This is a genomic window from Paracoccus yibinensis (assembly GCF_030846195.1).
In the GTDB taxonomy this organism is placed as follows: domain Bacteria; phylum Pseudomonadota; class Alphaproteobacteria; order Rhodobacterales; family Rhodobacteraceae; genus Paracoccus; species Paracoccus yibinensis.
Genome location: NZ_JAVCWH010000002.1, coordinates 84,447 through 109,887 on the forward strand (window position 1 = coordinate 84,447; position 25,441 = coordinate 109,887).

Genomic DNA, 25,441 nt, shown 5'->3' on the forward strand with positions numbered 1-25,441 from the left:
CAGGGGTCACTCCACCTCGACCAGCAGGTCCTTGGCGTCGATCTGTTCGCCGGGGCGGACGTGGATGGCCTTGATGGTGCCGTCGCGGTCGGCGTGCAGGCCGGTTTCCATCTTCATCGCCTCGATGGTCAGAAGCAGGTCGCCCTGGCGGACCTTCGCCCCCGCCGCCGCCGCGACCGAGGCCACAACGCCGGGCATCGGCGCGCCGACATGACCGGCGTTCGCCGGATCAGCCTTGGGGCGGGCGGCCTTGGTTCCGGTGGCCTTGCGGTTCGGGACGCGGACCTGGCGGGGCTGGCCGTTCAGTTCGAAGAAGACCTTGACCTCGCCCTTCTCGTCCGTGTCGCCGATGGTCAGCAGGCGCACCTCCAGCGTCTTGCCGGGGTCGATCTCGACGCTGATCTCGTCGCCCGCCTCCATGCCGTAGAAGAAGTTGCGCGTCGGCAGGGTGCGGACCGGGCCATAGGTCTCGTGTCGGGCCATGTAGTCGGAAAAGACCTTGGGATACATCAGGTAGCCGTTCAGATCCTCGTTGTCGATCTCGACGCCCAGATCCTCGGTCAGCTTCTTGCGGGTGGCCTCGATGTCCACGGGGGGCAGATGCGCGCCGGGGCGGTCGGTGATCGGGGCCTCGCCCTTCAGCACCTTCTTCTGGATCGCTTCGGGCCAGCCGCCGGGGGGTTGGCCCAGGTTGCCCTTCATCATGTCCACGACGCTGTCGGGGAAGCTGACCTCGGTCGCCGGATCCAGCACCTGCTGGGGCGTCAGCCCTTGCGCCACCATCATCAGCGCCATGTCGCCCACCACCTTCGAGGACGGCGTGACCTTCACGATGTCGCCGAACATGCGGTTCACGTCGGCATAGGCCTGGGCCACCTCGTGCCAGCGGTCCTCCAGCCCCATGGAGCGGGCCTGGGCCTTGAGGTTGGTGAATTGCCCGCCGGGCATCTCGTGCAGGTAGACCTCGGAGGCCGGGGATTGCAGGCCGCTCTCGAACGCGGCGTAGTTCTCGCGCACGCGTTCCCAGTAGTTGCTGATCTGGCGGATCGCCGCGATGTCCAGGCCGGTGTCGCGCTCGGTCCCCTCCAGCGCCTCGACGATGGAGCCCAGGCAGGGCTGCGAGGTGCCGCCCGAGAACGCATCCATGGCCGCATCGACCGCGTCCACGCCTGCCTCTGCTGCCGCCAGGATCGTTGCGGCAGCGAGGCCCGAAGTATCATGGGTGTGGAAATGGACGGGCAGGCCCACCTCCTCCTTCAACGCCTTGATCAGGATGCGCGCGGCGGCGGGCTTCAGAAGGCCCGCCATGTCCTTCAGTCCCAGCACATGGGCGCCCGCGGCCTTCAGGTCCCGCGCGGTCTTCACGTAATAAGCCAGGTCATACTTGGACCGCTCGGGGTCCAGCATGTCGCCGGTATAGCAGACCGTGCCCTCGCAGATCTTGCCGGTCTCTATCACCGCGTCCATGGCGACGCGCATGTTCTCGACCCAGTTCAGGCTGTCGAAGACGCGGAACACATCGACGCCGGTTTCCGCCGCCTGCCGCACGAAGGACTGAACCACATTGTCAGGATAGTTGGTGTAGCCCACGCCGTTGGACGCCCGAAGCAGCATCTGCGTCATCAGGTTCGGCATCCGCTCGCGGATGTCGCGCAGCCGCTGCCACGGGCATTCCTGCAGGAAGCGATAGGCCACGTCGAAGGTCGCCCCGCCCCAGCATTCGACGCTGAACAACTGCGGCAGGTTCGCGGCATAGGAGGGCGCCACGCGGATCATGTCGATGGACCGCATCCGCGTTGCCAGCAGCGACTGGTGGCCGTCGCGCATGGTGGTGTCGGTCATCAGCAGGCGCGTCTGGGCGGCCATCCAGTCGGCCACGGCCTGCGCGCCCTTTTGCTCAAGCAACTGCCGGGTGCCGGCCGCGGGTTCCCCCTTCGGCGCGGGCGGCACGGGCGGGCGGGCCTGGGCGGGCGGCATGGGGCGGCCTGCCGTTTCCGGGTGGCCGTTCACGCTGATGTCCGCCAGGTAGGTCAGGATCCGCGTGGCCCGGTCCTGCTTCTTGTCGAACTGGAACAGCTCTGCCGTCGTGTCGATGAACTTGGTCGTATAGGTGTCGTCCAGGAAGGTCGGGTGCTTGAGCAGGTTGATGACGAAGTCGATGTTCGTCGAAACCCCGCGCACCCGGAATTCGCGAAGGGCGCGGTCCATGCGGCGGATCGCCCCCTCGGGCGTCTGCGCCCAGGCCGTGACCTTGACCAGCAGCGAGTCGTAATAGCGCGTGATCACGCCCCCCGAATAGGCCGTGCCGCCGTCCAGGCGGATGCCGTTGCCGGTCGCGCTGCGATAGGCGGTGATCCGGCCATAGTCGGGGATGAAGTTGTTCAGCGGATCCTCGGTCGTCACGCGGCATTGCAGCGCATGGCCCGACAGCGTGACCTGGTCCTGGGACGGCACGCCCGTCGCCTCGGCCAAGGTCGCGCCCTCGGCGATGCGGATCTGGGACTGCACGATGTCGATGCCGGTGACCTCCTCGGTCACGGTATGCTCGACCTGGACGCGCGGGTTCACCTCGATGAAGTAGAACCGGTCGCTGTCCATATCCATCAGGAACTCGACCGTGCCCGCGTTCTGATAGCCCACGGCGCGGCCGATTTTCAGCGCCAGTTCGCAGACCTCGGCGCGCTGTGCTTCGGTCAGATAGGGCGCGGGGGCGCGTTCCACGACCTTCTGGTTGCGGCGCTGCACGGTGCAGTCGCGTTCATAGAGGTGATACAGCCCCCCATGCGTGTCGCCCAGCAACTGCACCTCGACATGACGGGCGCGCAGGATCATCTTCTCCAGATAGCCCTCGCCATTGCCGAAGGCGGCCTCGGCTTCGCGGCGCCCTTCGCGGACCTTGTCCACCAACTCGTCCGGCCCGTTGATCGGCCGCATCCCGCGCCCGCCGCCGCCCCAGGAGGCCTTGAGCATCAGCGGATAGCCGATGGCGGCCGCCTCGGCCTTGATTGCCTCGAAGTCGTCGCCCAGAACCTCGGTCGCGGGGATCACCGGCACGCCTGCGCCGATCGCCACGCGCCGCGCCGATGCCTTGTCGCCAAGCGCGCGCATGGTGTCCGCGCGCGGGCCGATGAAGGTGATCCCGGCTGCGGCGCAGGCATCCACGAAGTCGGGGTTCTCCGACAGCAGCCCATAGCCCGGATGGATCGCGTCCGCGCCCGACTCCTTGGCCACCCGGATGATCTCGGGGATCGACAGATAGGCCGCGACCGGCCCCAACCCCTCGCCGATCCGGTAGGCCTCGTCCGCCTTGAAGCGGTGCAGGCCCAGCTTGTCCTCCTCGGCATAGACGGCGACCGTCTTCTTGCCCAGCTCATTGGCCGCCCGCATCACGCGGATCGCAATCTCGCCCCGGTTGGCGATCAGGATTTTGTTGAACATGCGCGGTCCCCCTTCAACATTGCGCGAGACAGTAGCAATGCCGCAGCGCAGCGCAAGCGGCACAGCAGCCAGACTGCAACAAAAGGTTTACGCAAGGTCGTGTTCGCGGGATGTTCCCATTTTGCGGTTGCTTTTTGAAACCGCGCCCCTATGTGATGCGCTTGGCCGTCCAGGGACAAAGCATGGAACAGAAGTTCATCGAGGTTCGCGGTGCGCGCGAGCATAACCTGAAGGGCGTGGACATGGACATCCCGCGCGACAAGCTGGTGGTCATCACCGGGCTGTCGGGCAGCGGCAAGTCCAGCCTCGCCTTCGACACGATCTATGCCGAAGGCCAGCGCCGCTATGTCGAAAGCCTGTCGGCCTATGCGCGCCAGTTCCTGGACATGATGGGCAAGCCCGACGTGGACCACATCACTGGCCTGTCGCCCGCCATCAGCATCGAGCAAAAGACGACTTCGAAGAACCCCCGCTCGACCGTGGGCACGGTCACGGAAATCTATGACTACCTGCGGCTTCTGTTCGCCCGCGCGGGCACGCCCTATTCCCCCGCCACCGGCCTGCCGATCGAGGCGCAGCAGGTCCAGGACATGGTGGACCGGATCATGGAGATGCCCGAGGGCACGCGCGCCTATCTGCTGGCGCCCATCGTCCGGGACCGCAAGGGTGAATACAAGAAGGAGTTCCTGGAGCTTCGCAAGCAGGGCTTCCAGCGGGTCAAGGTGAACGGCCAGTTCCATGAACTGGATGAACCGCCGGTGCTGGACAAGAAGTTCCGCCACGACATCGACGTGGTGGTGGACCGCATCGTCGTGCGCGCGGGGCTGGAAACCCGCCTAGCCGATTCGCTGCGCACCGCGCTGGATCTGGCCGACGGCATCGCCGTCGTGGAAACCGCGGCGGATGAACCCGAACGGACCACCTTCAGCGAAAACTTCGCCTGCCCGGTCAGCGGCTTCACCATTCCCGAAATCGAACCGCGGCTGTTTTCCTTCAACGCCCCTTACGGCGCCTGTCCGGTTTGCGACGGGCTGGGTGCCGAGTTGTTCTTCGACGAACGGCTGGTGGTGCCGGATGCCGCGCTGTCCGTCGAAAAGGGCGCCATCGCCCCTTGGGCCAAGTCGAAATCGGCCTATCTGACGCAGACCGTGAACGCCTTGGCCAAGCATTACGGCTTTGACAGGAAGACGCCGTGGAAGAACCTGCCCGAGAACATCCAGCAGATGTTCCTGCGCGGATCGGGCAATGAGGAGATCGCCTTCCGCTTCGACGATGCCGGACGCGTTTACAACGTCACCCGGGTCTTCGAAGGGGTGATCCCCAACATGGAACGCCGGATGCGCGAATCCGACAGCCAGTGGGTCCGCGAGGAGTTCGAGCGTTACCAGAACAACCGCCCCTGCGGCGCCTGCCACGGCTATCGCCTCAAGGACGAGGCCCTGGCCGTCAAGATCGCGGGCCAGCATATCGGCCAGGTTGTCGAACTGTCGATCAAGGAGGCGCTGGCGTGGATCGAGGCTGCGCCGAAACACCTGAGCAAGCAGAAGAACGAGATCGCCCACGCGATCCTCAAGGAAATCCGCGAACGGCTTGGCTTCCTGGTGAACGTGGGCCTGGATTACCTGACGCTCTCCCGCGCGGCGGGCACCCTGTCGGGCGGCGAAAGCCAGCGGATCCGGCTGGCCAGCCAGATCGGGTCGGGGCTGACTGGCGTGCTCTATGTCCTCGACGAACCCTCGATCGGGCTGCATCAGCGCGACAACGACCGGCTGCTGGACACGCTGAAGGGCCTGCGCGACCAGGGCAACTCGGTCATCGTGGTGGAACATGACGAGGATGCGATCCGCCACGCCGACTATGTCTTCGACATGGGGCCGGGCGCGGGTGTCCATGGCGGCACCGTGGTCAGCAAGGGCACGCCCGAGGAAATCGCCGCCGACCCGGCGAGCCTTACCGGACAGTATCTGTCAGGCGTTCGAGAAATCCCGGTGTCCGACGAACGCCGCAAGGGCAACGGCAAGGCGGTCAAGGTCGTCAAGGCGACGGGCAACAACCTCAAGGACGTCACGGCCGAGTTTCCCCTGGGCAAGTTCGTCTGCGTGACCGGCGTGTCGGGCGGCGGCAAGTCCACCCTGACCATCGAGACGCTGTTCAAGACCGCCAGCCTGCGCCTGAACGGCGCGCGCCAGACCCCTGCACCGTGCGAGACGATCACGGGGCTGGAGCATCTGGACAAGGTGATCGACATCGACCAGCGGCCCATCGGCCGCACGCCCCGGTCGAACCCCGCGACCTATACCGGCGCCTATACGCCCATCCGCGACTGGTATGCGGGCCTGCCCGAGTCCAAGGCGCGGGGCTACAAGCCCGGCCGCTTCAGCTTCAACGTCAAGGGCGGCCGGTGCGAGGCCTGCCAGGGCGACGGCGTCATCAAGATCGAGATGCACTTCCTGCCCGATGTCTATGTCACCTGTGAGACCTGCAAGGGCAAGCGCTACAACCGCGAAACGCTGGAGGTCCTGTTCAAGGGCAAGTCCATCGCCGACGTGCTGGACATGACGGTCGAGGATGCGCAGAGCTTCTTTTCCGCCGTGCCCGCGATCCGCAACAAGATGGACGCGCTGATGGAAGTCGGGCTTGGCTACGTCAAGGTCGGCCAGCAGGCCACCACCCTGTCGGGCGGCGAGGCGCAGCGGGTGAAGCTGGCCAAGGAACTGTCGCGTCAGTCCACCGGCAAGACGCTGTATATCCTGGACGAACCGACCACCGGCCTGCATTTTGAAGACGTGCGCAAACTGCTGGAAGTGCTGCACCGGCTGGTGGACCAGGGCAACACGGTCGTCGTGATCGAACACAACCTGGATGTCATCAAGACCGCCGACTGGATCATCGACATCGGCCCCGAAGGCGGGGACGGCGGCGGGCGCATCGTGGCTGTCGGCACGCCCGAGGATGTGGCGAAGGTCCATGAAAGCCATACCGGCCGCTATCTGGCGCCGATGCTGCGCCCCGCACGGGTCCGGGCCGCGGAATAGGTCAGTCCAGGGCGATGCGCTGCACGATGCAGCCAGCCTCGTCACGGGTTGAATACCGGGCGGGCAGCTCGAATCCCGCGCACAGGCGGATGCTGTCCGAGGCCACGAGTTCGATCCGATAAGGCGCGGCGGTAAAGGGATCCGCCAGGCGCGGGGTCATCGGGCAAGCCTCGGTCGGGGTGGGATCGGTCACGACCCGTCCCGCCTGCTGCGCCTTGCAGAACAGCAGCGACTGGATTTCGGACAGGTCGCTGTCCCGCAACCGGTCGCGTTTCTCCGCCCTGCCCTGCGCGGGACCGCCAGTGGCGACCACCCCTGCAGTCAGAACCGCCAGCGACAGCGCAGTCAGCGCCCAGACGGGCCAACGCCTAGCCATCCAGATCCTCGCGGTAACAAGCCGCCACCAGCAGGCCCATCACACCCACCAAGGCGCATTTCACGGCCAGGCGCAGCGTCAGATCGCCCGACAGGAACGCATGGATGACCGACACCGCATCCCCCAGCAGGACCAGGGCGGCCGCCAGAACCGTGATCGAGGCAAAGACACGGCGCGCCTGCGATCGCCGCCGCTGATCGCCCTGGACCGCCTGCTTCGCCATGCGGTGATCAAGCACCACGAACAGCGGCAGGAAGGCAAGGATCGCGGCGATGGAAAAGCGCATCGGCCAGGTATCGATCATTCCCGGTTCGGCAAGATCGGGGATGGCCGCGTCAATGACCAGAAAACCAAGGCGCAAAACATGGAAGCAGACCAGCACCAGGGCGATCATGAGCAGCGCATAGAGCATCGCCTCGCGCGCCGAGACATAGGGCTGTGGACGCGGCACAGGCGGCAGATCCCCGCCCGCAGACCAGGCCATCACCGCGCCGTCGATCTCTGGCGTAGTCCATCCGGCCTGCGCCAGGGCCGCACGGATGCGCGCATCGCCATGTCCCGCAGCCAGGGCATCACGGACAAAGTCTGACAACTGATCGGCCGATGCCATCCCGCCCGTCCTCGTTTCCGGGCAGATTCACGCGCTTTGCCCATGGATGTCAACGGCGCCGAAAAATTCGCGTTGCGGGACGATTTTTCCTCTTGCACCCCCCGGCGCAGTCCCATAAATCACCGCCTACCGAAGGCCAGCGGCCAACGGAAAAGGATGCGGGCGTAGCTCAGGGGTAGAGCATAACCTTGCCAAGGTTAGGGTCGTGAGTTCGAATCTCATCGCCCGCTCCAAGACAAAAAGCCGGACCTTCGGGTTCGGCTTTTTTGTTTTATCCAGGAAAAAATTGTCGCCTTGCGGTTGCAGAATCTGCAAGGGGGGCTATGATCCCCTGAAAAGGCTCTGGCCTGCACACCTCTGAAACAGAAAAACCAACAATAACAGGCCAGAGCTTAAGCGGGCGACCCCAGAAACCCCTTACCCAAGCACAAAAAAGCACGGCCGTCTCGCTTGCCAGCGTGCCGTTAACCATCTGAGACAAGCCACATTCGGCGATTATCTTTACACTGTCAAGTTGAGTAATGGAGAGGGGGATGCCTGCTCGCGGCGACTTGCCCCAAATGCTGATAGAAGCCGGATTGGCGATCCTGGACGAAGAAGGTGCCGAAGGCCTGACATTACGTCGAATCGCTGCGCGGGCGGGTGTGTCCCATGCGGCCCCCGCGCATCATTTCAATGGCTTGCCCGGCCTGCGGATCGGCATCGCCACCCAGGGTTTCCAGGATTTCCGCCGCGAGTTGATCGCGACCCGCGACGCCCAGCCTGCCGATGCCGGGGCCTTCCAGCGGCTGCTGGCGGTGAACCTGACCTATATCCGCTTTGCCCGGCGCCATACGCCGCTGTTTCGATTGATGTTCGACCAGTTGCCCACCCAGGATCCCGACCTGAGATCGGTGGCCCGGGCCGCTTATGTCGTTCTTCAGGAACACTGCCAGCCGTTTGTTCGGGATCGCGAGGCCGCCCCGTTCGAGACGGCGGTCTGGGCACTGACCCATGGTTTTGCCATGCTGAACATGGATCAGCCCTATCCGCCCGAATCCCCGGTGCAGGTGTCGTCATACGAGGATGCCCTGCGCCTGCTGGTCGGCTGACCGGCGGCGCAGGGCACAGCCTTACCCGTCCACGCGGATCCGCGCATTCTGCGGATCATAGGGGCTGTCCTCGGTCACTTCGGCATCCCACAACTCGCGGAACATGCGAACCTTCAGCTTCGTGCCGGGCTGGGCCAGGTCCGGGCGGACATAGCCCATGCCGATCTGCTTGCCGAAGGCCACCGAATAGCCGCCCGAGGTCAGGCGCCCGACCTTCTGCCCGTCCAGGAAGATCCCCTCGCGCCCCCAGGGATCGGCATCCTGCGGCCCGTCGATCAGCAGGGTGACGCACAGGGACCGGATGCCCTTGGCCTCCATCGCCGCCTTGCCGCGGAAGTCCTTGGACAGGTCCACGAAGCGGTCCAGCCCGGCCTCCAGCGGGGTCGCGTCGCGGCCCAGTTCCGTGCCGAAGGCGCGATAGGATTTTTCCTGCCGCAGCCAGTTCTGCGCCCGTGCGCCGACCAGCTTCATGCCCAACGGCTCGCCCGTCTCGATCAGCCGGTCGAACAGATGGTTCTGCATCTCGATCGGGTGGTGCAGCTCCCAGCCAAGCTCTCCGGTATAGGCGACGCGGATGGCGTTCACCGGCACCATGCCCAGCTCGATCTGTTTCGCCGACAGCCAGGGGAACCGCTTGTTCGACAGCGCGGTTTCAGGCTGCGCGTCGCGGATCAGACCCGCCAGGATGTCGCGCGAGGCCGGACCCGCCAGCGCAAAGACGCCCCACTGCGTCGTCACGTCCTGGATGCTGACGTAATTGCCGCCCGCTGCCATGAAATCCTCGGCCGACTTGACCAGGTTGTCGCCGTCATAGGCAGCCCAGGCTCCGGCGGAAACCAGGTAATAGTCGTTCTCGGCCAGGCGGACGATGGTGTATTCGGTCCGCGTCGTGCCCGCATCAGTCAGCGCATAGGTCAGGTTGATGCGGCCGATCTTGGGCAGCTTGTTGGTGGTCAGCCAGTCCAGGAAGGCCGTCGCGCCCGGTCCCTTGACCATGTGCTTGGCGAAGGCCGTCGCGTCGATCAGGCCCGCGGCATTGCGGATCGCCTCGGCCTCGGCCTTGGCATATTGCCACCAGCCGCCGCGACGGAAGCTGCGGGATGCGTGGTCGTCGAAGTCCTGCGGGCCGTAGTAGTTGGGGCGTTCCCAGCCGTTCACATGGCCGAACTGCGCGCCGCGCGTCTTCTGCCGGTCATAGGCGGGCGAGGTGCGCAGCGGGCGGCAGGCTTCGCGCTCCTCGTCGGGATGGTGCAGGATAAAGACGTGCTCATAGGCCTCCTCGTTCTTGCGGGCGCCGTATTCGGTCGTCATCCAGCTGCCATAGCGGCGCGGATCCAGGGACGCCATGTCGATCTCGGCCTCGCCCTCGACCATCATCTGGGTCAGGTAATGGCCGACGCCGCCCGCCGCCGTGATGCCGAAGCTGAAGCCCTCGGCCAGCCACATGTTGCGCAGGCCGGGCGCGGGACCGACCAGCGGGTTGCCGTCGGGGGTATAGCAGATCGGGCCGTTGTAATCGTCCTTCAGCCCCACCGTTTCCGAGGTCGGAATCCGGTGGATCATCGACATGTATTCTTCCTCGATCCGTTCCAGATCCAGCGGGAACAGGTCCGCGCGGAAGGATTCCGGCACGTCATAGAGGAACCGTGCCGGGGCGTTGCGCTCGTAAGGCCCAAGGATCCAGCCGCCGCGTTCCTCGCGCACATACCATTTCGCATCCGCATCGCGCAGGACCGGGTGTTCGGGATTGCCAGCCGCCCGCCACTGGACCAGGGCCGGGTCGGGCTCGGTGACGATATACTGATGCTCGACCGGGATCGCGGGGATCTTGATGCCCAGAAGGCGCGCGGTGCGCTGCGCGTGGTTGCCGGTCGCGGTCACGACATGCTCGGCCCGGATTTCGAAGGTCTCACCCGATCCAACCAGGTTGCCGCCCTTCTCGACTAGCTTCTCGCAGGTCACGATCCATTCCGACCCAGTCCATTTGTAGCCGTTGACCTGGATCTTGCGCTCGATGGTGGCGCCCGCCATGCGCGCGCCCTTGGCCATGGCTTGGGTCACGTCGGCGGGGTTGATATAGCCGTCGGTCGGGTGGAACAGCGCGCCTTTCAGATCCTCGGTGCGGACCAGCGGCCAACGGTCCTTAATCTGCTGCGGCGTCAGGAACTGGTGCTCGATCCCGACCGTCTCGGCGGTCGCGGAATAGAGCATGTATTCGTCCATCCGGTCCTGCGTCTGCGCCATGCGCAGGTTGCCGCAGCGCGTGAAGCCCGCATTCAGGCCGGTCTGCGCTTCCAGTTCGGCATAAAGCTTGACCGAATAGTCGTGGATATGGGTCGTCGCATAGCCCATGTTGAACAGCGGCAGCAGGCCCGCCGCGTGCCAGGTGGATCCGGCCGTCAGCTCGTCGCGCTCGACCAGCATCACCTCCCACCCGGCGCGGGCCAGATGGAGCGCGATGCCGCAGCCGACCGCGCCGCCTCCGACGACAAGAACCTTCACATGCGACTTCATTCGCCCGACTCCTTGGGTGGTGTTGTTGCCCGTTACTGCCATGGCTGCATTTTGCCCGTCAGATAGGCCCGACCAATAATGGCCAAAAACGACATGCTGCAACGCAGCACTTGTGCGAATCCGTGTCATTCCATTAGGGTCTGCGCCACCAAGGGGGGACGGAATGCAGATTTGCCGTGACAGGCAGGCAATGCGCGACTGGCGGCAGGGCCGGGACCGCGTGGCCTTGGTTCCGACGATGGGCGCGCTGCATGACGGCCACCTGTCGCTGGTGGCCCATGCCCGGCGTTGGCTGGACGCCCGGGGCGGCGGTCAGGTCGTCACCTCGATCTTCGTCAATCCCACGCAGTTCGGTCCAAACGAGGATCTGGCGACCTATCCACGGGACGAGGAAAACGACATCGCCCTGTTGCGCAATGCGGGCTGCGACGCGGTGTTCCTGCCGACGGTCGCCGACATCTACCGCCCCGGCGCGCAAACCATTGTCGAGGTGACGGGACTGTCGCGGATGCTGATGGGACGGCTGCGGCCCGGCCATTTCCGCGGCGTGGCGACGGTCGTGACCAAGCTGTTCAACATCGTCCGGCCCGATGCGGCGGCCTTCGGCGAAAAGGACTATCAGCAGCTTGCCGTGATCCGGCAGATGGTGGCCGACCTGGACGTGCCGGTCGAGATCCTGCCCGTGCCGACCGTGCGCGAACCGGACGGCCTTGCCATGTCGTCCCGCAACCGCCGGCTGTCGGCTTCCGAACGTGCGGCTGCGCCGGTACTGAACCGCGCCCTGGACCGCGCGCAGCAGATGGTGGCTGAGGGCGCAGGCCTGTCCGCCGTCCGGGCCGAACTGCGCCGCATCATCGCCGCGGAACCTCTGGCGCAGGTCCGTTCCATCGACATTCGCGATGCTGCCGATCTGTCCCGAATTGCCCTGATCCAGCGGCCGGTAGTGATCCTGCTGGCCGTCCGCTTCGGCGACGTGCTGCTGATCGACCAGCGTGTCGCCCATCCGAAAGGTGTTCCCGATGTCAGTTGAAACCCGCATCAAGCGCGTCACCGCACCTCAGATCACGGAACGCAAGGGCGCCATGCCCGTTGTCGCGCTGACAGCCTATACCGCTCCGATGGCCGCTATGGTGGATGCCCATGCCGACCTGATCCTGGTCGGCGACAGCCTGGGCATGGTGATCCACGGCCTGACCTCGACCGTGGGCGTCACGACCGAGATGATGATCCTGCATGGACAGGCGGTCGTCCGGGGCAGCCGACGTGCGATGGTGGTCGTGGACATGCCCTTCGGCAGCTATGAGGAAGGCCCCCAGCAGGCCTTCCGCAACGCCGCGCGCATCATGGCCGAAACCGGCTGTGGCGCGGTCAAGCTGGAAGGCGGCAGCCGCATGGCGCCCACCATCCGGTTCCTGACCGAACGTGGCATCCCGGTCATGGGCCATGTCGGCCTGCTGCCGCAGGCAACCCATACCCTTGGCGGGTTCAAGACCCAGGGACGCGACACCGACAGCTGGGCGCGCCACATCCAGGATGCCGTTGACGTGGCCGAGGCCGGGGCCTTCTCGATCGTGGTCGAGGGTGTGGTGGAGCCGCTGGCCGTGCGCATGACGGAATCGGTTGCGGTCCCCACCATCGGCATCGGCGCATCCGCCCGCTGCGACGGGCAGATCCTGGTTCTGGACGACATGCTGGGGCTGTCGGCGCGGGTGCCGCGCTTTGTCCACAAGTTCGCCGACCTGGGCCGCAGCGCCGACGAGGCGATCGCCGCCTATGCCGCCGCCGTCCGCGACCGCAGCTTCCCGGCCGAGGAAAACGTCTATCGCTGACTGATCCAGGTCAAGGCCGCGCCGACCGCCAGAAGATAGCCAGGCGGAAACATCGCGACGGACGACCATGACCCTTGCCGCCTTTCTGACCGCCGTTCTGGGCCTGCTGCTGACGCCCGGTCCCACCAATACCCTGATGGGCCTTGCCGGGGCCTCGGCTGGAATCGGTCGCACGGCCCGACTGATCCCGGCCGAAGTCTTGGGGTATCTGACGACGATCCTGCCTCTGGCCCTTATCGGCCACAGCCTTCTGGGGAACTTCCCTCTGGCGGCGCAGGGGATCAAGCTTGCGGCGGCTGCCTGGGTGATGGTCCTGGCCGTCAAGCTGTGGGGGCGCGGGTCCTTGGCGCAGGCCGGAGGCGACATCACGGCCCGCCGCGTCTATGTCACCACGGTCCTGAACCCCAAGGCCCTGATCATCGCCCTGGTCCTGCTGCCCGCACCCGCCGCCCCGGCCTTCGCATCCCGGCTGGCGCTGTTCTGCGTGACAGCCGCGGTCGTGGCGCTGATCTGGGGCGGCGCGGGCAGCGTGGCCCGGATGGGTCCCGGCGGCGCAGGGCGGATGCAGGTGATGCAGCGCGCGGCCTCGGTATGGCTGGGGCTGGTGTCGGTGATGCTGGTGGCGGGCGCGCTGCGTCCCTGAAACGCATCAGCCACCGAAATCGGCGGTCCGCGCCAGGCGCGACAACAGCAGCGGCACCAGAAGCAGCAGCGACAAGCCCCCGTAGATGACGGCAAAGCTGGTGTGTTCCGCCAGAAATCCGATGCTGCCGGGTGCCAGCAGGATCCCGGAATAGCCCATGGTGGTGACGACCGACAGCCCGATCCCCTGCGCCAGCCCCGGCACGTTGCCTGCGGCGGAAAAGGCGATCGGCACCAGGTTCGCGATGCCGACCCCGGCCAGGCCGAAGCCCGCAAGCGCGATCAGGGGCGTCGGCGCCAAGGCCGCGACGGCCAGTCCCGCCATGGCGATTACCGCGCTGATTCGCAGCGTCCTGACCGCGCCATGGCGGCGGCGTATCCCGTCCCCCAGGAAGCGCATCACGGCCATCGTTCCGGCACAAGCGCCGAATCCCCACCCAGCAACTGCCAGCGAAGCGTCCATTTCCCGCTGCAGATACACCGCCGCCCAGTCCAGGATCGCCCCTTCCGGGATCATGCAGGCAAGCGCCATCACGCCGATCAGATAGGGCAGCGGCGTGCGCGGCAGGCGCAGCGGCTGGTGCCTGTGTTCCCCCGCCGGGCTGTCACGCAACAGGCGCGGAAAGGCCAGAACCAGGATCCCGGCCACGATCATCGACACAAGGAGGGCGTGCGCCGTCTCTCCTGCCGCCTGGATGATCGCCCCCCCTGCCCCGGCACCGGCAAGTCCCCCCAGGGACCAGAAACCGTGGCAGGATGACATGATGGCCCGCCGCCTGGCGCGCTCGACCGCCACCGCATTGGCGTTCATGGCCACGTCCATGCCGCCGATCAGCCCACCGAAGACCAACACAGTCAGGGCGACCGCCCAGGCATTCGGCGCCAGGGATATCCAGATCAGGCTGGGCGTGAACAGCACGGCCGCCAGCTTCACCGCATGGGCCGATCCGCGCCGCGCAACCAGGCCGCCGAACACCGGCATCAGGCAGACCGATCCGATGCCAAGTGCCAGCACCAGCAAACCGGCCACGGATTCGCTGATCCCCAGCCGCGACATCATGGCGGGCAGCTTCGGCGCCCAGCTTCCCACCACAAGGCCGTTCGCGAAAAACAGCGCGGACACGGCCAAGCGCGCCTGAATCCCGACCATGATCCATGCCTCATCTTCTGTGCAAAATATCCCGGGGGAGTCCCCGGAACGGGGACGGGGGCAGCGCCCCCTACAACATCGACGGCACGACCAGGTCGGGCGGGCGATGCCCGTCGACGAAGGTCTTGATATTGATGATGACCTTCTCGCCCATCTCGGCGCGGCCCTCGACCGTGGCGCTGCCCATATGAGGCAGCAGCACCACGTTCGGAAGTTCGCGCAGGCGGGGGTTGATCTCATGACCGTGCTCGAACACGTCCAGGCCCGCACCCGCGATCTCTCCGGCGCGCAGCATCCGCGTCAGGGCGTTCTCGTCGATGACCTCGCCGCGCGAGGTGTTCACCACCACGGCGGTCGGCTTCAGCAGCTTCAGCCGCCGTGCGTTCAGCAAGTGGAAGGTGGATGGCGTATGCGGCGCGTTCACGCTTATGATGTCCATGCGCGCCAGCATCTGATCCAGGCTTTCCCAGTATGTCGCCTGCAATTCCTGTTCGATCTCGGGGCGCAGGCGGCGGCGGTTGTGGTAATGAACCTGCATTCCGAAGGCGTTGGCCCGCCGCGCCACGGCCTGACCGATCCGTCCCATGCCCAGGATCCCCAGGCGCCGTCCCCCGACACGCCCCCCCAGATGCGCGGTCGGCGCCCAGCCGGCCCAGCGGCCCGCCTGCATTTCCGCCATGCCTTCCGGAATGCGGCGGGTGACGCCCAGGATCAGCGCCATCACCATGTCGGCAGTATCCTCGGTCACGACGCCCGGCGTGTTTGTCACCAGGATGCCGCGCTGCCTGGCGGAATGCACGTCGATGTGATCGACCCCCGCGCCATAATTCGCGATCAGCTTCAACCGCTCGCCTGCCTGGGCCAGCATGGCAGCATCGATATGATCGGTCACCGTCGGCACCAGCACGTCCGCCCCCCGCATCGCTGCGGCAAGGTCGTCGCGCGACATCCTGGCGTCGTCGTTGCGCAGCACCACGTCGAACAGTTCCGTCATGCGCGTCTCGACCGGCTCGGGCAGGCGACGCGTCACGACGACGCGCAGTTTCTGGCGCGAGGGTTGCGGGCTGTGCATGATGGCCTCACTTTCTCGATGTCATGTCGGGGCGGCCTTTCAAACGGGCGCCGGTTTTGGCAAACTGCCCGCGATATGGGGCGCGCACAAGACCCCATCGGGGTCGCCGCGCGGTCCCCCGCAAAGGGCAGAAACGCCGCCAAGGGGCGGCCGCAGGAACGGACGGAAGATGAGGATACGGACGCTTTTGGGTGGCGCGGCGCTGGCTTTTGCGGTGTCGGTGGGCCTGGCTTCGGCCCAGACGGACACGGTGCCGCAGTCGGCGGATGCGCGCATCGTCCGGGTCCAGGACCAGGGCGCCGGGGAAACGCGCGGCCCGGTGACCAATCTGCCCGTCCCCCGCTATGTCAGCCTGAAGGGATCCGAGGGCAATGCCCGCCGCGGTCCCAGCCTGTCGCATCGCATCGACTGGGTGTTCCGCCATGCCGGGATGCCCCTGCGCGTCGTCGCCGAGTTCGGCCACTGGCGCCGGGTCGAGGACAAGGACGGCGCCGGGGGCTGGATCCACTATGCGCTGCTGTCGGGGGTGCGCACCGCACTGGTGACGCAGGACATGGTCGAACTGCGCAGCCGCCCCCATCCCGATGCCGACATCGTGGCACGGGCGGAACTGGGCGCCATCGTCCGCCTGGGCGAATGCGACCCCGGCTGGTGCCGCATCTCGGGCGGCGGTCAGCGGGGCTGGGTGCCGAAATCGGCGATCTGGGGCGTGGACCCCGACGAGGTGCGCGACTGAACGGGCAGGCGGTGCCCGATCGCAAGGTCGCGCTTCACAAGAATCCTGTAGGAACCTTGTTTCATCTCAGACCCAGATCTGCATCAGGAAGGGCTGGGGCTGCTGCAATCACGGCCGTCACCAAGCGTCTTGCCTGGAGACACCCGCCCGCACTGACGCAGTCGCAGGCGACAATGGTTCTGTCATGTGGAAAAGATGATTTCTGCCAAGCTTGAAGCGTTCCTCGCCGGTCACCTTCGCGCTGACCAGCCGCTGTCATCCCGATCGCTGCGCGCCGCAGGCATCGGCCGGGCAAGAAACCTGAAGCATCTCTTGTTCGAAGACGGTGTCAGCCTGGACTCGGGAACCACCGGTCCCAGGGACAAGGTTTTCTTCGGAGGACACAGCTACATGAACTCCGGGGGATATCTCCTCGGAACGGTTTTCATCGGCCGCTACTGCAGCATCGGGCGGAGGGTATCCATCGGCGCGGCGGCACATTCCATGACGGGTCTGACGACCAGCCCACGGCTTGGGTCCCGCCCGGAAGACATGAACCGGACCGAGGAATACCTGGCATGGGCCGGTGCGCGCGCGCCGAAGGAACCCGGTCCCACGATCATCGAAAACGACGTCTGGATCGGTGATGGAGCGGTCATTTTCCCCGGCGTCAGGATATCCACAGGCGCGGTGATCGGGGCCAATTCCGTGGTAAGGCGGGATGTCCCCCCCTACGCCATCGTTGCGGGCGTCTCATCGACGCCGCTTCGATACAGGTTCAAGCCGGAGATCAGGTCAAGCCTGCTGGCGTCCCGCTGGTGGGATTTCCCTCACAAGACGCTGTCCGACCTGCCGACAGGGGATGTCCGCCGCTTCATCGCGGAAATCGGGTCACTTTCGACCGACGCGCATCACCAGGGTCGCCCGACCTATTCGTTGTTGCGGTGGCATAAGGAAACGTGGCCCGTCAGGACGTTTCGCGCCCTGCGCGGGCGGTGATCACCGGGCTGCGGCGGGCATCCTGCGATCCGCGGCGCCGACGGTTTCAAGCGCCGGCCCGCCATGCGCGACCACCCCGGTGAACAACTAGGCCAGCCCCCGCCCCCGCAGCAGCGCATCGACCCCCGGCATCCGCTGCCGGAAGGCCAGCCACAGCTGGTCCGCCGGGGCCGATCCGCCGCGCGACAGGATCGTCTCCTCCAGCCGCCGCGCGGTTTCGGGGTCGAAGATGTCGCCGGTTTCCTCGAAGGCCGCGAAGGCGTCGGCGTCCATCACCTCGGACCACATATAGCTGTAATAGCCGCTGGCATAGCTGTCGCCGCTGAACACATGGCTGAAATGCGGCGTGGCGTGGCGCATCGGGATTGCGGCGGGCGCGTCCAGTTCCGCCAGCACCTGCCCCTGCCGGGCCATCGGATCGGCGGGGGGATCGCCCCGGTGAAAGGCCAGCTCCACAAGCGCGCTTTCCAGGTATTCGGTCGTGGAAAATCCCGCATCCGCCTTGCCCGCCGCCAGCAGCCGGTCGCGCAGATCGGCCGGCAGCGGCTGGCCCGTCCGGTAGTGGCGCGCATGGGCGTCCAGAACGGCGGGCTGTTCCAGCCAATGTTCGTAAAGCTGGCTGGGCAGTTCCACGAAATCCTGCGCGACAGCCGTGCCGGAAATCGAGGGCCAGGTGACATCCGACAGGATGTGATGCGTCGCATGGCCGAATTCGTGGAACAGCGTCCGCGCGTCGTCCCAGGACAGGAAGGCCGGCTCGCCGGGTTCCTCGGGCGGGGTGAAGTTGCAGACGTTCACCACGATGGGCCGCTGCCCCGCGCCGATCTTGTGCTGGACCTGCAATGATGAACACCATGCCCCCGACCGCTTCGAGGGCCGTGCGAAATAATCGCCCACGAAGATCGCCATCAACTGCCCGTCGCGCGTGATCCGCCAGGCGCGGGCATCGGACGACCATAGCGGCGCGGCAAAGGGCTGGAATTCCAGCCGGAACAGCCGGTGCGCCACATCCATCATCGCGCCCAGCATCGCGTCCAGCGTCAGATAGGGTTTGACCTGATCCGCGTCGAAATCATGTTCCTGCCGCCGCAACCGTTCCGCATACAGCCGCCAGTCCCAAGGCTCCAACGCACCGTTCACGCCATCTTCGCGCAGCATCGCGGTCAACTTGCCCTCGTCTTCAGCCGCTTGCTTGCGGGCAGGCTGCCAGACCTGGCCCAGCAGATCCGCGACGCGGTCGGCGGTGCCCGCCATCTCCGGCTCCAGCTTGAAGGCGGCGAAATCGGCATAGCCCAGCAGGCGCGCGCGTTCGTGGCGCAGCGCCAGGATCTCGGTCACCAGCGGCAGGTTGTCGGTGGCCTCTCCGCCTGCGCCCTGCCCCGACCCGCGCGCGGCCCAGGCCTTGAAGGCCACCTCGCGCAGCGCGCGGTCGCCGGCATGTTCCAGGAAGGGCACGATCAGCGACCGCGACAGGGTGACGACGTGGCCGTCCAGCCCGCGTGCCTTGGCCGCCGCGCGCATCGACCGCAGCAGCCAGTCGGGCAGGCCCGACAGCCGGTCGTCCGGGATCGCCAGGACGTAATCGCGCTCGTCGGCCAGCACGTTCTGCGAAAACTGCGTAGTCAGGACCGCCATGCGGGCGCGGATCGCGGCCATGCGATCACGCGCCTCGCCCTCCAGCCCCGCGCCCGACCGGGTCAGGCCGCGCAGGGCCAGTTCGGTGATGCGCCGATCCTCGGGCGGCAGGGTGTCGGCAGTGGCGGCCACCGCCTTGACGCGGGCATAAAGGCGCGGGTCCATCCCGGTCTTGCTGTTATAGGCCGCAAGGCGCGGGGCAAAGTCGCGTTGCAGCGCCTCTCTCGCGGGGTTCGAATCGGCGCTAGCCAGCGTGTAGAAGATCGACAAAAGGCGGTTCAGCCCGTCCTCGGCCGTTTCCAGGGCGGCGACGGTGTTGGTGAAACTCGGCGGCTCGGGGTTGGCGGCGATGGTCTCCATCGCGGCCTCGGCGGCGGCCAGTTCACGGTCGAAGGCGGGGGCGAAATCGCCATCAGTGATCAGGTCGAAGCGGGGCAGCCCCTCGGGGCCGGTCCAGCGGGTCAGTTCGAAATTCATGGCTGGCCTCCTTGTGGGACCGACCCTAGGAGCGTTCCGCGCCGCCTTCCAGATCCGATCCGCAGACCGAACAATCCGCCCGCCGCGCCGTGCCGATCATCCGGCTTTCGCCGTAAAGCCCGTCGAAGATCAGCATCCGCCCCCGCAGGCCTTGCCCCGCCCCGGTCAGGTGCTTGATCGCTTCCAGTGCCATGAGGCTGCCGACAACACCCGGCAGGGGACCGATCACGCCCGCCTCGGCGCAGGGCGGCGCCAATCCGGGTGCCGGGGCGGTCGGGAACAGGCAGGTCAGGCAGGGACCGCCGTGTGCAGGGTCGTAAAGCGTCACCTGCCCTTCCCATTGCGCGATCGCCCCCGCGATCAGCGGCACGCCCGCCGCGACGCAGGCGCGGTTGATGGCCTGCCGTGCCGCGAAGCTGTCGGTGCCGTCCAGCACCAGGTCGTGCCCGGCGATCAGGTCGGCATCGGCCTCGCTAATGCGCCGCGGCAGGGCCGCCACCTCGACATGCGGGTTCAGCGCGCGCATTGCAATTGCCGCAGCTTCGGCCTTGGCCTGGCCCTGCTGGTCGCTGCGAAAGATCACCTGGCGTTGCAGGTTCGACAGGCTGACGGTGTCGTCATCCGCAACGGTGATCCGCCCGACCCCCGCCGCCGCAAGATAAAGACAGACCGGTGCGCCAAGCCCACCTGCGCCGACCACCAGCACATTCGCCGCGCGCAGGCGCATCTGGCCCGGCCCGCCGATCTCTCTCAGCACCAGGTGGCGGGCGTATCGGTCCAGTTCGGCATCGGCGACCGCCACCGGCTCCGGTACGGGCTGTTCGACGGGCGTCGCACGCGACCGCAGCCACCGCAGGCCCGCGCGATAGGCAAGGATCAGCCCCGCCAGCCCGCCCGCGACCAGCCAGCCGCGCGCCGAACCGCCGAAGACCGCGCCCCTGCCCGACAGATGGGCCAGTTCGATGACCGCCCAGGCGAGCGTCAGCGCCGCCAGCAGCCACCGGCGCGGCAGGCCGAAGACCCAGCCTGCGACCGCGACGCCCACCAGCAGCCAGAAGCCCAGCATCGCCCTTACGCCCCGGTCGAGCCGAAGCCGCCCGCCGCCCGCGCAGTGCTGCGGCTGAAGCTGTCAACGACCGTGAAGGAGGGCCTTATCACCGGCACGAAGATCATCTGCGCGATCCGTTCCCCCGGCTGGATCAGGATCGGGTCCGACCCCGGCGGATTGCGGTTCCAGGTGCTGATCATCACCTCGCCCGTATAGTCGGGGTCGATCAGGCCGGCGGAATTGCCCAGGACCAGCCCGCGCTTGTGGCCTTGGCCCGACCGGGGCAGCACCAGCCCGGCGAAGGAGAAGTCGCCAAAGGACAGCGCGATCCCGGACGGGATCAGCACAGCCGGGGCCTGCGGGGCAATATCGATGGGTGTGTCGAGGCAGGCGAAAAGGTCGATCGCCGCCGAACCGGCTGTCTGGTAATCTGGCAAACCCCATTCGTGGATCCGCGCATCCAGTATCCTGACTTCCATGCCCGCCGCCCTTGCTGTCCTTCGCCAGCCTTAGCGGATGCGGATCAGACCTGCCAGCGGGGCTTGCGCTTGTCGAAGAAGGCGGCGATCCCCTCCGGGGCCTCATCCCCTTCCCAGACGGCGACAAGGCGGTCGATGCTGTCCTCGATCACGGCCTGGTCGATGCGCGGACCCAGGGCGCGGCACTGCGCCTTGGCAGCGGCGACCGCGGCAGGGGCCGCCAGCAGGAAGGGCGCGACCTCGGATTCCACCGCCGCGTCCAGGTCGCCGGGGGCAACCGCGCGGGCGGCAAGGTTCAGCGTCACGGCCTCCTCTGCGCCGAACAGTCGGGCCGAGAAGAACACGCGCCGGGCCTTGTCCTCTCCCATCCGCGCCAGGACATAGGGGCCGATGGTGGCGGGGATCAGGCCCAGCTTCACTTCGGTCAGTCCGAATTTCGCGGTGCTGGCGGCAATGGCGATGTCGGCCACGGCCATCATGCCGACGCCGCCGCCGAAGGCGTTGCCGTGGACGCGGGCGATCAGCGGCTTGGGCAGCAGGTTCAGCGCCGACAGCATCACGGCCAGCACCCGCGCGCCCGCGCGCCGGGTTTCCGCATCCGCATCCATCTGCGCCCGCATCCAGCCCAGGTCGCCGCCCGCGCAGAAGCTTGCGCCCTCGCCCGCCAGCACGACTACGCGCACCGCCGGGTCCGCGCCCAGTTGCGCTGCGGCGTGGGTCAGTTCCTCCATCATCTGCTGCGACAGGGCGTTGTGCTTGTCGGGCCGCGCCAGCCACAGGGTCGCCACGCCGCGCGGGTCGGTGTCAATGCGGATCGTCTCAGGCATGGGTCATTCCCCGCAATCCGCGCGCAAAGGCCGCGGCTTTTTCGATGATGGTCATGTCGAGGCCATGCGCATAGCCCTGCGCCGCCAGATGCGCCGCGACCTTTTCCGTTGCGACATTGCCCGCCGCACCGGGGGCATAGGGGCAGCCGCCCAAGCCCCCGACCGCGGCGTCGAAGACCCGCAGTCCGCGCGCAAGGCTGGCGTCGATGTTCTCGATCGCGCGGCCGGCGGTGTCATGGTAATGCCCGGCCAGGCGATCAGCGGGCATTTCCTCCAGCACGGCGGCCAGCATGGCGTCGATGGTTTCGGGGCGTCCCTGCCCGATGGTGTCGCCCAGGCTGATCTCATAGCAGCCCATGTCGCGCAGGGCCGCAGTGACGCGGGCAACATTGGCGGGGGGCGTGGGACCGTCGAAGGGGCAGTCGGTGACCACGCTGACATAGCCGCGCACGGGGATGCCGTCGGTCTGCGCCGCCTGCGCGACCGGGACCAGTCGTTCCAGGCTTTCGGCAATGGTGGCGTTCAGGTTCGCGCGGCTGAAGCCTTCCGAGGCGCTTGCGAAGATCGCGACCTCGCTGGCCCGGGCGGCCTTTGCGCCTTCATAGCCCTTGATGTTGGGCGTCAGGACTGCATAGCGGACGCCGGGAGCGCGGCGGATGCCCGCCATGACCTCGGCAGCATCGCCCATCTGCGGGACCCATTTTGGGCTGACGAAGCTGGTCACTTCGATCCGCCGGAAGCCTGCCCCCGATAGCAGATCGACCAGGGCGATCTTGTCCGCTGCCGGAATCAGGCGCTTTTCGTTCTGCAACCCGTCGCGAGGCCCCATTTCGAAGATTTCAACCGTTTCACGCATCGGGAAGCTCATAGAAATCGCGCTCGTAAAGTTGCGGCTCGCCTTCCTGCGGCAGGGCGCGTTGAAAAGCGGGGCGCGCGATGCAGCGGTCGGCATAGGCCTGCAACGCGGGCGTCAGGCGCACAAAACGGCCAGCGGTCCAGACCGACCAGCCGACCGCGCAATCCACCCCGGAAAAGCCGCCCGCCATCAGCCAGTCCTGCCCCTTGACCGTCTGTTCCACCATCCGCAGCGCCCGGGCCAGACGCGCCGTTTCCAGCTTCATCACCGTATGCGAGCGCATCGACGGGTCGCGCAGCATCAGGTGGCTTTGCGTCAGGTTGGCGATGTGCTGACCGATGGTTTCGGCGAAATGCAGCCAGTCGAGCCAGCCCAGCCGCCCCTCGACCCCGGGCGCGCGCCACAGATGCGGGCCGCGCGTCTCGCACAGGTATTCGACCATGGCGCCCGATTCGTGGATCACGCTGCCGTCGATCTGCAAGGCGGGCGCGCGGCCGACGGGGTGGATCGCCTCGTATTCCGCGCCGCGCATGTCCTTGCTGCGCAGGTCCATCACGCGCAGGGCGAAGGGCAGTTCCAGTTCATTGAGCAGCCACAGGATGCGCATGGACCGCGACAGCGGCACATGCCACAGGATGATCCCCTGACCGTCGTCCACCGGCCCGCCTTGGGCGGGGGGCGGTGCGTCGGTCGGAACGGGTTCGGGCGGCGTGTCAGGCATCCTCTTCCTCCAGCCGGATCAGGGGGGCGCCTGCCTCGACCTGATCGCCCGCTTTCGCCAGCACCTCGGCCACCACGCCGTCGCGGGCGGCGGTCAGGCTGTGTTCCATCTTCATGGCTTCCAGAACGCAGAGCCGGTCGCCCGCGCTGACGGCCTGGCCCGCGCTGACATCGACCGCCTTGACCAGCCCCGGCATGGGGGACAGCGTCAGCGCCGCCCCCGCCCCGGCGTCGGCCTGCCGGTCCAGTGGGTCGAGCGGCGCCAGATGCAGGCTGCCCGCGCCGAAGACGCTGACGCCGCTGTCATGGCCGGTGATCCGGTGGCGGCACAGGCTGCCGTCCACCCACCAGCGGTCGCCCTGCCAGCGGACATCAAGCGGCTGGCCGTCCAGCGTGACGCGGGCCGCGCCGGGGCCGAGGACTTCAAGCACCGCCTGCCCGCCCTGCCAATGGATCGTCCGCCGCAGCGGCTGCCACAGAGTCATGCCGCCCTTGACCTGAGGATCGGCAAGACCCGCCAGGCCGATGACGGCAAGGGCGCGGGCCGCGGGATGGGGCTCGGACGCCGCGACCAACGCGTCGAGGTCGCGGGCGATCAGGCCGGTATCGACCTCGCCCGCGCGGAAACCCCGATGCCGCGTCAGGGCGATCAGGAAGTCGATATTGGTGACGGTTCCCGCGACTTCGGTATCGACAAGCGCGGCTTCCAGCTTGCTCAGCGCGATGGCGCGGGTCTTGCCCCAGGTGATGACCTTGGCGATCATCGGGTCATACCACGGGCTGATCGTGTCGCCCTGCCGGACGCCGGTCTCGTTGCGGGCTTCTTCCGCAAAGCGCAGGTGCGCCAGGCGTCCAGTGGCGGGCAGAAAGCCTGCGGGCACGTCCTCGGCGTAAAGGCGGGCCTCGAAGGCATGGCCGTTGATGGTCAGGTCGTCCTGCCGCGCGGGCAAGGGTTCGCCGGAGGCCACGCGAAGCTGCCATTCGACCAGATCGATGCCGGTAATCGCCTCGGTTACAGGGTGTTCGACCTGAAGGCGGGTGTTCATCTCCATGAACCAGAAGCCGTCGGGTCGCAGGCCGTCCGAGCCGTCCACGATGAACTCGATGGTGCCCGCGCCCGCATAGCCGATGGCTTCCGCCGCGCGGACGGCGGCCTGGCCCATGGCTTGGCGCATCTCGGGCGTCATTCCGGGGGCCGGGGCTTCCTCGATCACCTTCTGGTGGCGGCGCTGCAGGGAACAGTCGCGTTCGAACAGGTGGACGGCCTTGGTGCCGTCGCCAAAGACCTGAACCTCGATATGGCGGGGCTGCTGGATGTATTTCTCGACCAGCACGGCGGGGTTGCCGAAGGCGGTCGCGGCCTCGCCCTGCGCCGATTGCAGGGCGGCGGCGAAGTCTGCCGGTCGCTCGACGAGGCGCATCCCCTTGCCGCCGCCCCCCGCCACCGCCTTGATCAGCACGGGATAGCCGATCTGGTCCGCCTGTTCCTTCAGATAGGCCGGCTCCTGGTTTTCGCCGTGATAGCCGGGCACGACCGGAACGCCAGCATCGGCCATCAGCGCCTTGGCGGCGTCCTTCAGGCCCATGGCCCGGATCGCGGCGGCAGACGGCCCGATGAAGACCAGCCCCGCCGCCGTGACGGCATCCACGAAATCCGGGTTTTCGGACAGGAAGCCATAGCCCGGATGGATCGCCTGCGCGCCGGCATCAAGTGCCGCCTGGATGATCGCGTCGCCGCGCAGGTAGCTGTCCCTAGGCGCGGGGCCGCCGATATGGACCGCCTCGTCCGCCATCGCCACATGGCGGGCGGCGCGGTCGGCATCGGAAAAGACCGCGACCGTGCGCACGCCCAGCTTGCGGGCGGTGTCGATGACGCGGCAGGCGATCTCGCCCCGGTTGGCGATCAGGATTTTCTGGAACATGGCGGC

20 protein-coding genes and 1 tRNA gene are annotated in these 25,441 nt (G+C 67.0%); 8 read left to right on the forward strand and 13 right to left on the reverse strand.

All coding sequences use genetic code 11. The features are described 5' to 3' along the window. Positions 1-6: 6 nt before the first annotated feature. The gene (pyc, locus tag RAH32_RS04020) at positions 7-3,438 is read right to left on the reverse strand and encodes a pyruvate carboxylase (RefSeq protein ID WP_306605365.1); all 3,432 of its coding nucleotides are present in this window, start codon (positions 3,436-3,438) and stop codon (positions 7-9) included. 182 nt (positions 3,439-3,620) lie between these two features. Here pyc and uvrA point away from each other — a divergent pair, with 182 nt between their 5' ends. Next, the gene (uvrA, locus tag RAH32_RS04025; RefSeq protein WP_306605368.1) at positions 3,621-6,473 is read left to right on the forward strand and encodes an excinuclease ABC subunit UvrA; all 2,853 of its coding nucleotides are present in this window, start codon (positions 3,621-3,623) and stop codon (positions 6,471-6,473) included. A gap of 1 nt (position 6,474) precedes the next feature. Here uvrA and RAH32_RS04030 read toward each other — a convergent pair whose 3' ends face one another. Beyond that, a complete protein-coding gene (locus RAH32_RS04030; RefSeq protein WP_306605370.1) occupies positions 6,475-6,849 on the reverse strand; it encodes a hypothetical protein in 375 nt (124 codons plus the stop codon). After that, positions 6,842-7,459: a DUF5671 domain-containing protein gene (locus tag RAH32_RS04035; RefSeq protein ID WP_306605372.1), complete on the reverse strand. Its 618-nt coding sequence runs from the start codon at positions 7,457-7,459 to the stop codon at positions 6,842-6,844. The genes RAH32_RS04030 and RAH32_RS04035 overlap by 8 nt, the downstream gene beginning before the upstream one ends. A gap of 158 nt (positions 7,460-7,617) precedes the next feature. On the opposite strand from RAH32_RS04035, the gene RAH32_RS04040 reads away from it, so the two are divergent. Next, positions 7,618-7,692 (forward strand) — tRNA-Gly (locus RAH32_RS04040). Positions 7,693-7,992: 300 nt separating this feature from the next. Continuing rightward, positions 7,993-8,550, forward strand: a complete 558-nt coding sequence (locus RAH32_RS04045) for a TetR/AcrR family transcriptional regulator (protein WP_306605374.1) — start codon at positions 7,993-7,995, stop codon at positions 8,548-8,550. Positions 8,551-8,571: 21 nt separating this feature from the next. On the opposite strand, the gene RAH32_RS04050 is transcribed toward RAH32_RS04045, so the two are convergent. Beyond that, positions 8,572-11,064: a GcvT family protein gene (locus RAH32_RS04050; protein WP_306605376.1), complete on the reverse strand. Its 2,493-nt coding sequence runs from the start codon at positions 11,062-11,064 to the stop codon at positions 8,572-8,574. A 163-nt stretch (positions 11,065-11,227) separates the two neighbouring features. On the opposite strand from RAH32_RS04050, the gene panC reads away from it, so the two are divergent. The 3 genes from panC (at position 11,228) to RAH32_RS04065 (ending at position 13,536) form a co-directional block, all read left to right on the forward strand. Then, the gene (panC, locus tag RAH32_RS04055) at positions 11,228-12,094 is read left to right on the forward strand and encodes a pantoate--beta-alanine ligase (RefSeq protein ID WP_306605378.1); all 867 of its coding nucleotides are present in this window, start codon (positions 11,228-11,230) and stop codon (positions 12,092-12,094) included. Then, on the forward strand, positions 12,084-12,893 hold the full coding sequence (panB, locus tag RAH32_RS04060; RefSeq protein WP_306605380.1) for a 3-methyl-2-oxobutanoate hydroxymethyltransferase: 810 nt from the start codon (positions 12,084-12,086) through the stop codon (positions 12,891-12,893). Before panC ends, panB begins: the two co-directional genes overlap by 11 nt. A gap of 67 nt (positions 12,894-12,960) precedes the next feature. Next, positions 12,961-13,536 carry a hypothetical protein gene (locus tag RAH32_RS04065; RefSeq protein WP_306605382.1) on the forward strand — a complete coding sequence of 192 codons (576 nt, stop codon included), beginning with the start codon at positions 12,961-12,963 and terminating at the stop codon, positions 13,534-13,536. A gap of 6 nt (positions 13,537-13,542) precedes the next feature. Here RAH32_RS04065 and RAH32_RS04070 read toward each other — a convergent pair whose 3' ends face one another. After that, positions 13,543-14,685, reverse strand: coding sequence for an MFS transporter (locus RAH32_RS04070; RefSeq protein ID WP_306605384.1), 1,143 nt, complete (start codon positions 14,683-14,685; stop codon positions 13,543-13,545). 70 nt (positions 14,686-14,755) lie between these two features. Next, a complete protein-coding gene (locus tag RAH32_RS04075; RefSeq protein WP_306605386.1) occupies positions 14,756-15,757 on the reverse strand; it encodes a 2-hydroxyacid dehydrogenase in 1,002 nt (333 codons plus the stop codon). Positions 15,758-15,926: 169 nt separating this feature from the next. Here RAH32_RS04075 and RAH32_RS04080 point away from each other — a divergent pair, with 169 nt between their 5' ends. Beyond that, on the forward strand, positions 15,927-16,493 hold the full coding sequence (locus RAH32_RS04080; protein WP_306605387.1) for an SH3 domain-containing protein: 567 nt from the start codon (positions 15,927-15,929) through the stop codon (positions 16,491-16,493). Positions 16,494-16,976: 483 nt separating this feature from the next. Next, complete coding sequence (locus RAH32_RS04085; RefSeq protein WP_306605388.1) at positions 16,977-17,471, forward strand: CatB-related O-acetyltransferase; 495 nt, start codon at positions 16,977-16,979, stop codon at positions 17,469-17,471. A gap of 87 nt (positions 17,472-17,558) precedes the next feature. On the opposite strand, the gene RAH32_RS04090 is transcribed toward RAH32_RS04085, so the two are convergent. From RAH32_RS04090 to RAH32_RS04120, 7 genes are read right to left on the reverse strand one after another with little or no spacing between them, the layout of a single operon-like run. Next, complete coding sequence (locus RAH32_RS04090; RefSeq protein ID WP_306605390.1) at positions 17,559-19,583, reverse strand: M3 family metallopeptidase; 2,025 nt, start codon at positions 19,581-19,583, stop codon at positions 17,559-17,561. A gap of 25 nt (positions 19,584-19,608) precedes the next feature. Then, a complete protein-coding gene (locus RAH32_RS04095; protein WP_306605392.1) occupies positions 19,609-20,649 on the reverse strand; it encodes a HesA/MoeB/ThiF family protein in 1,041 nt (346 codons plus the stop codon). 5 nt (positions 20,650-20,654) lie between these two features. Further along, entirely contained in the window at positions 20,655-21,110 is a 456-nt protein-coding gene (gene dut / locus RAH32_RS04100) for a dUTP diphosphatase (protein ID WP_306605394.1), read from the reverse strand. A 44-nt stretch (positions 21,111-21,154) separates the two neighbouring features. Next, entirely contained in the window at positions 21,155-21,937 is a 783-nt protein-coding gene (locus RAH32_RS04105) for a crotonase/enoyl-CoA hydratase family protein (RefSeq protein ID WP_306605396.1), read from the reverse strand. After that, on the reverse strand, positions 21,930-22,793 hold the full coding sequence (locus RAH32_RS04110) for a hydroxymethylglutaryl-CoA lyase (protein WP_306605398.1): 864 nt from the start codon (positions 22,791-22,793) through the stop codon (positions 21,930-21,932). The genes RAH32_RS04105 and RAH32_RS04110 overlap by 8 nt, the downstream gene beginning before the upstream one ends. Then, entirely contained in the window at positions 22,786-23,514 is a 729-nt protein-coding gene (locus RAH32_RS04115; RefSeq protein WP_306605400.1) for a glutathione S-transferase family protein, read from the reverse strand. The genes RAH32_RS04110 and RAH32_RS04115 overlap by 8 nt, the downstream gene beginning before the upstream one ends. After that, positions 23,507-25,435, reverse strand: a complete 1,929-nt coding sequence (locus tag RAH32_RS04120) for an acetyl-CoA carboxylase biotin carboxylase subunit (protein WP_306605402.1) — start codon at positions 25,433-25,435, stop codon at positions 23,507-23,509. Before RAH32_RS04120 ends, RAH32_RS04115 begins: the two co-directional genes overlap by 8 nt. Positions 25,436-25,441 lie beyond the last annotated feature (6 nt).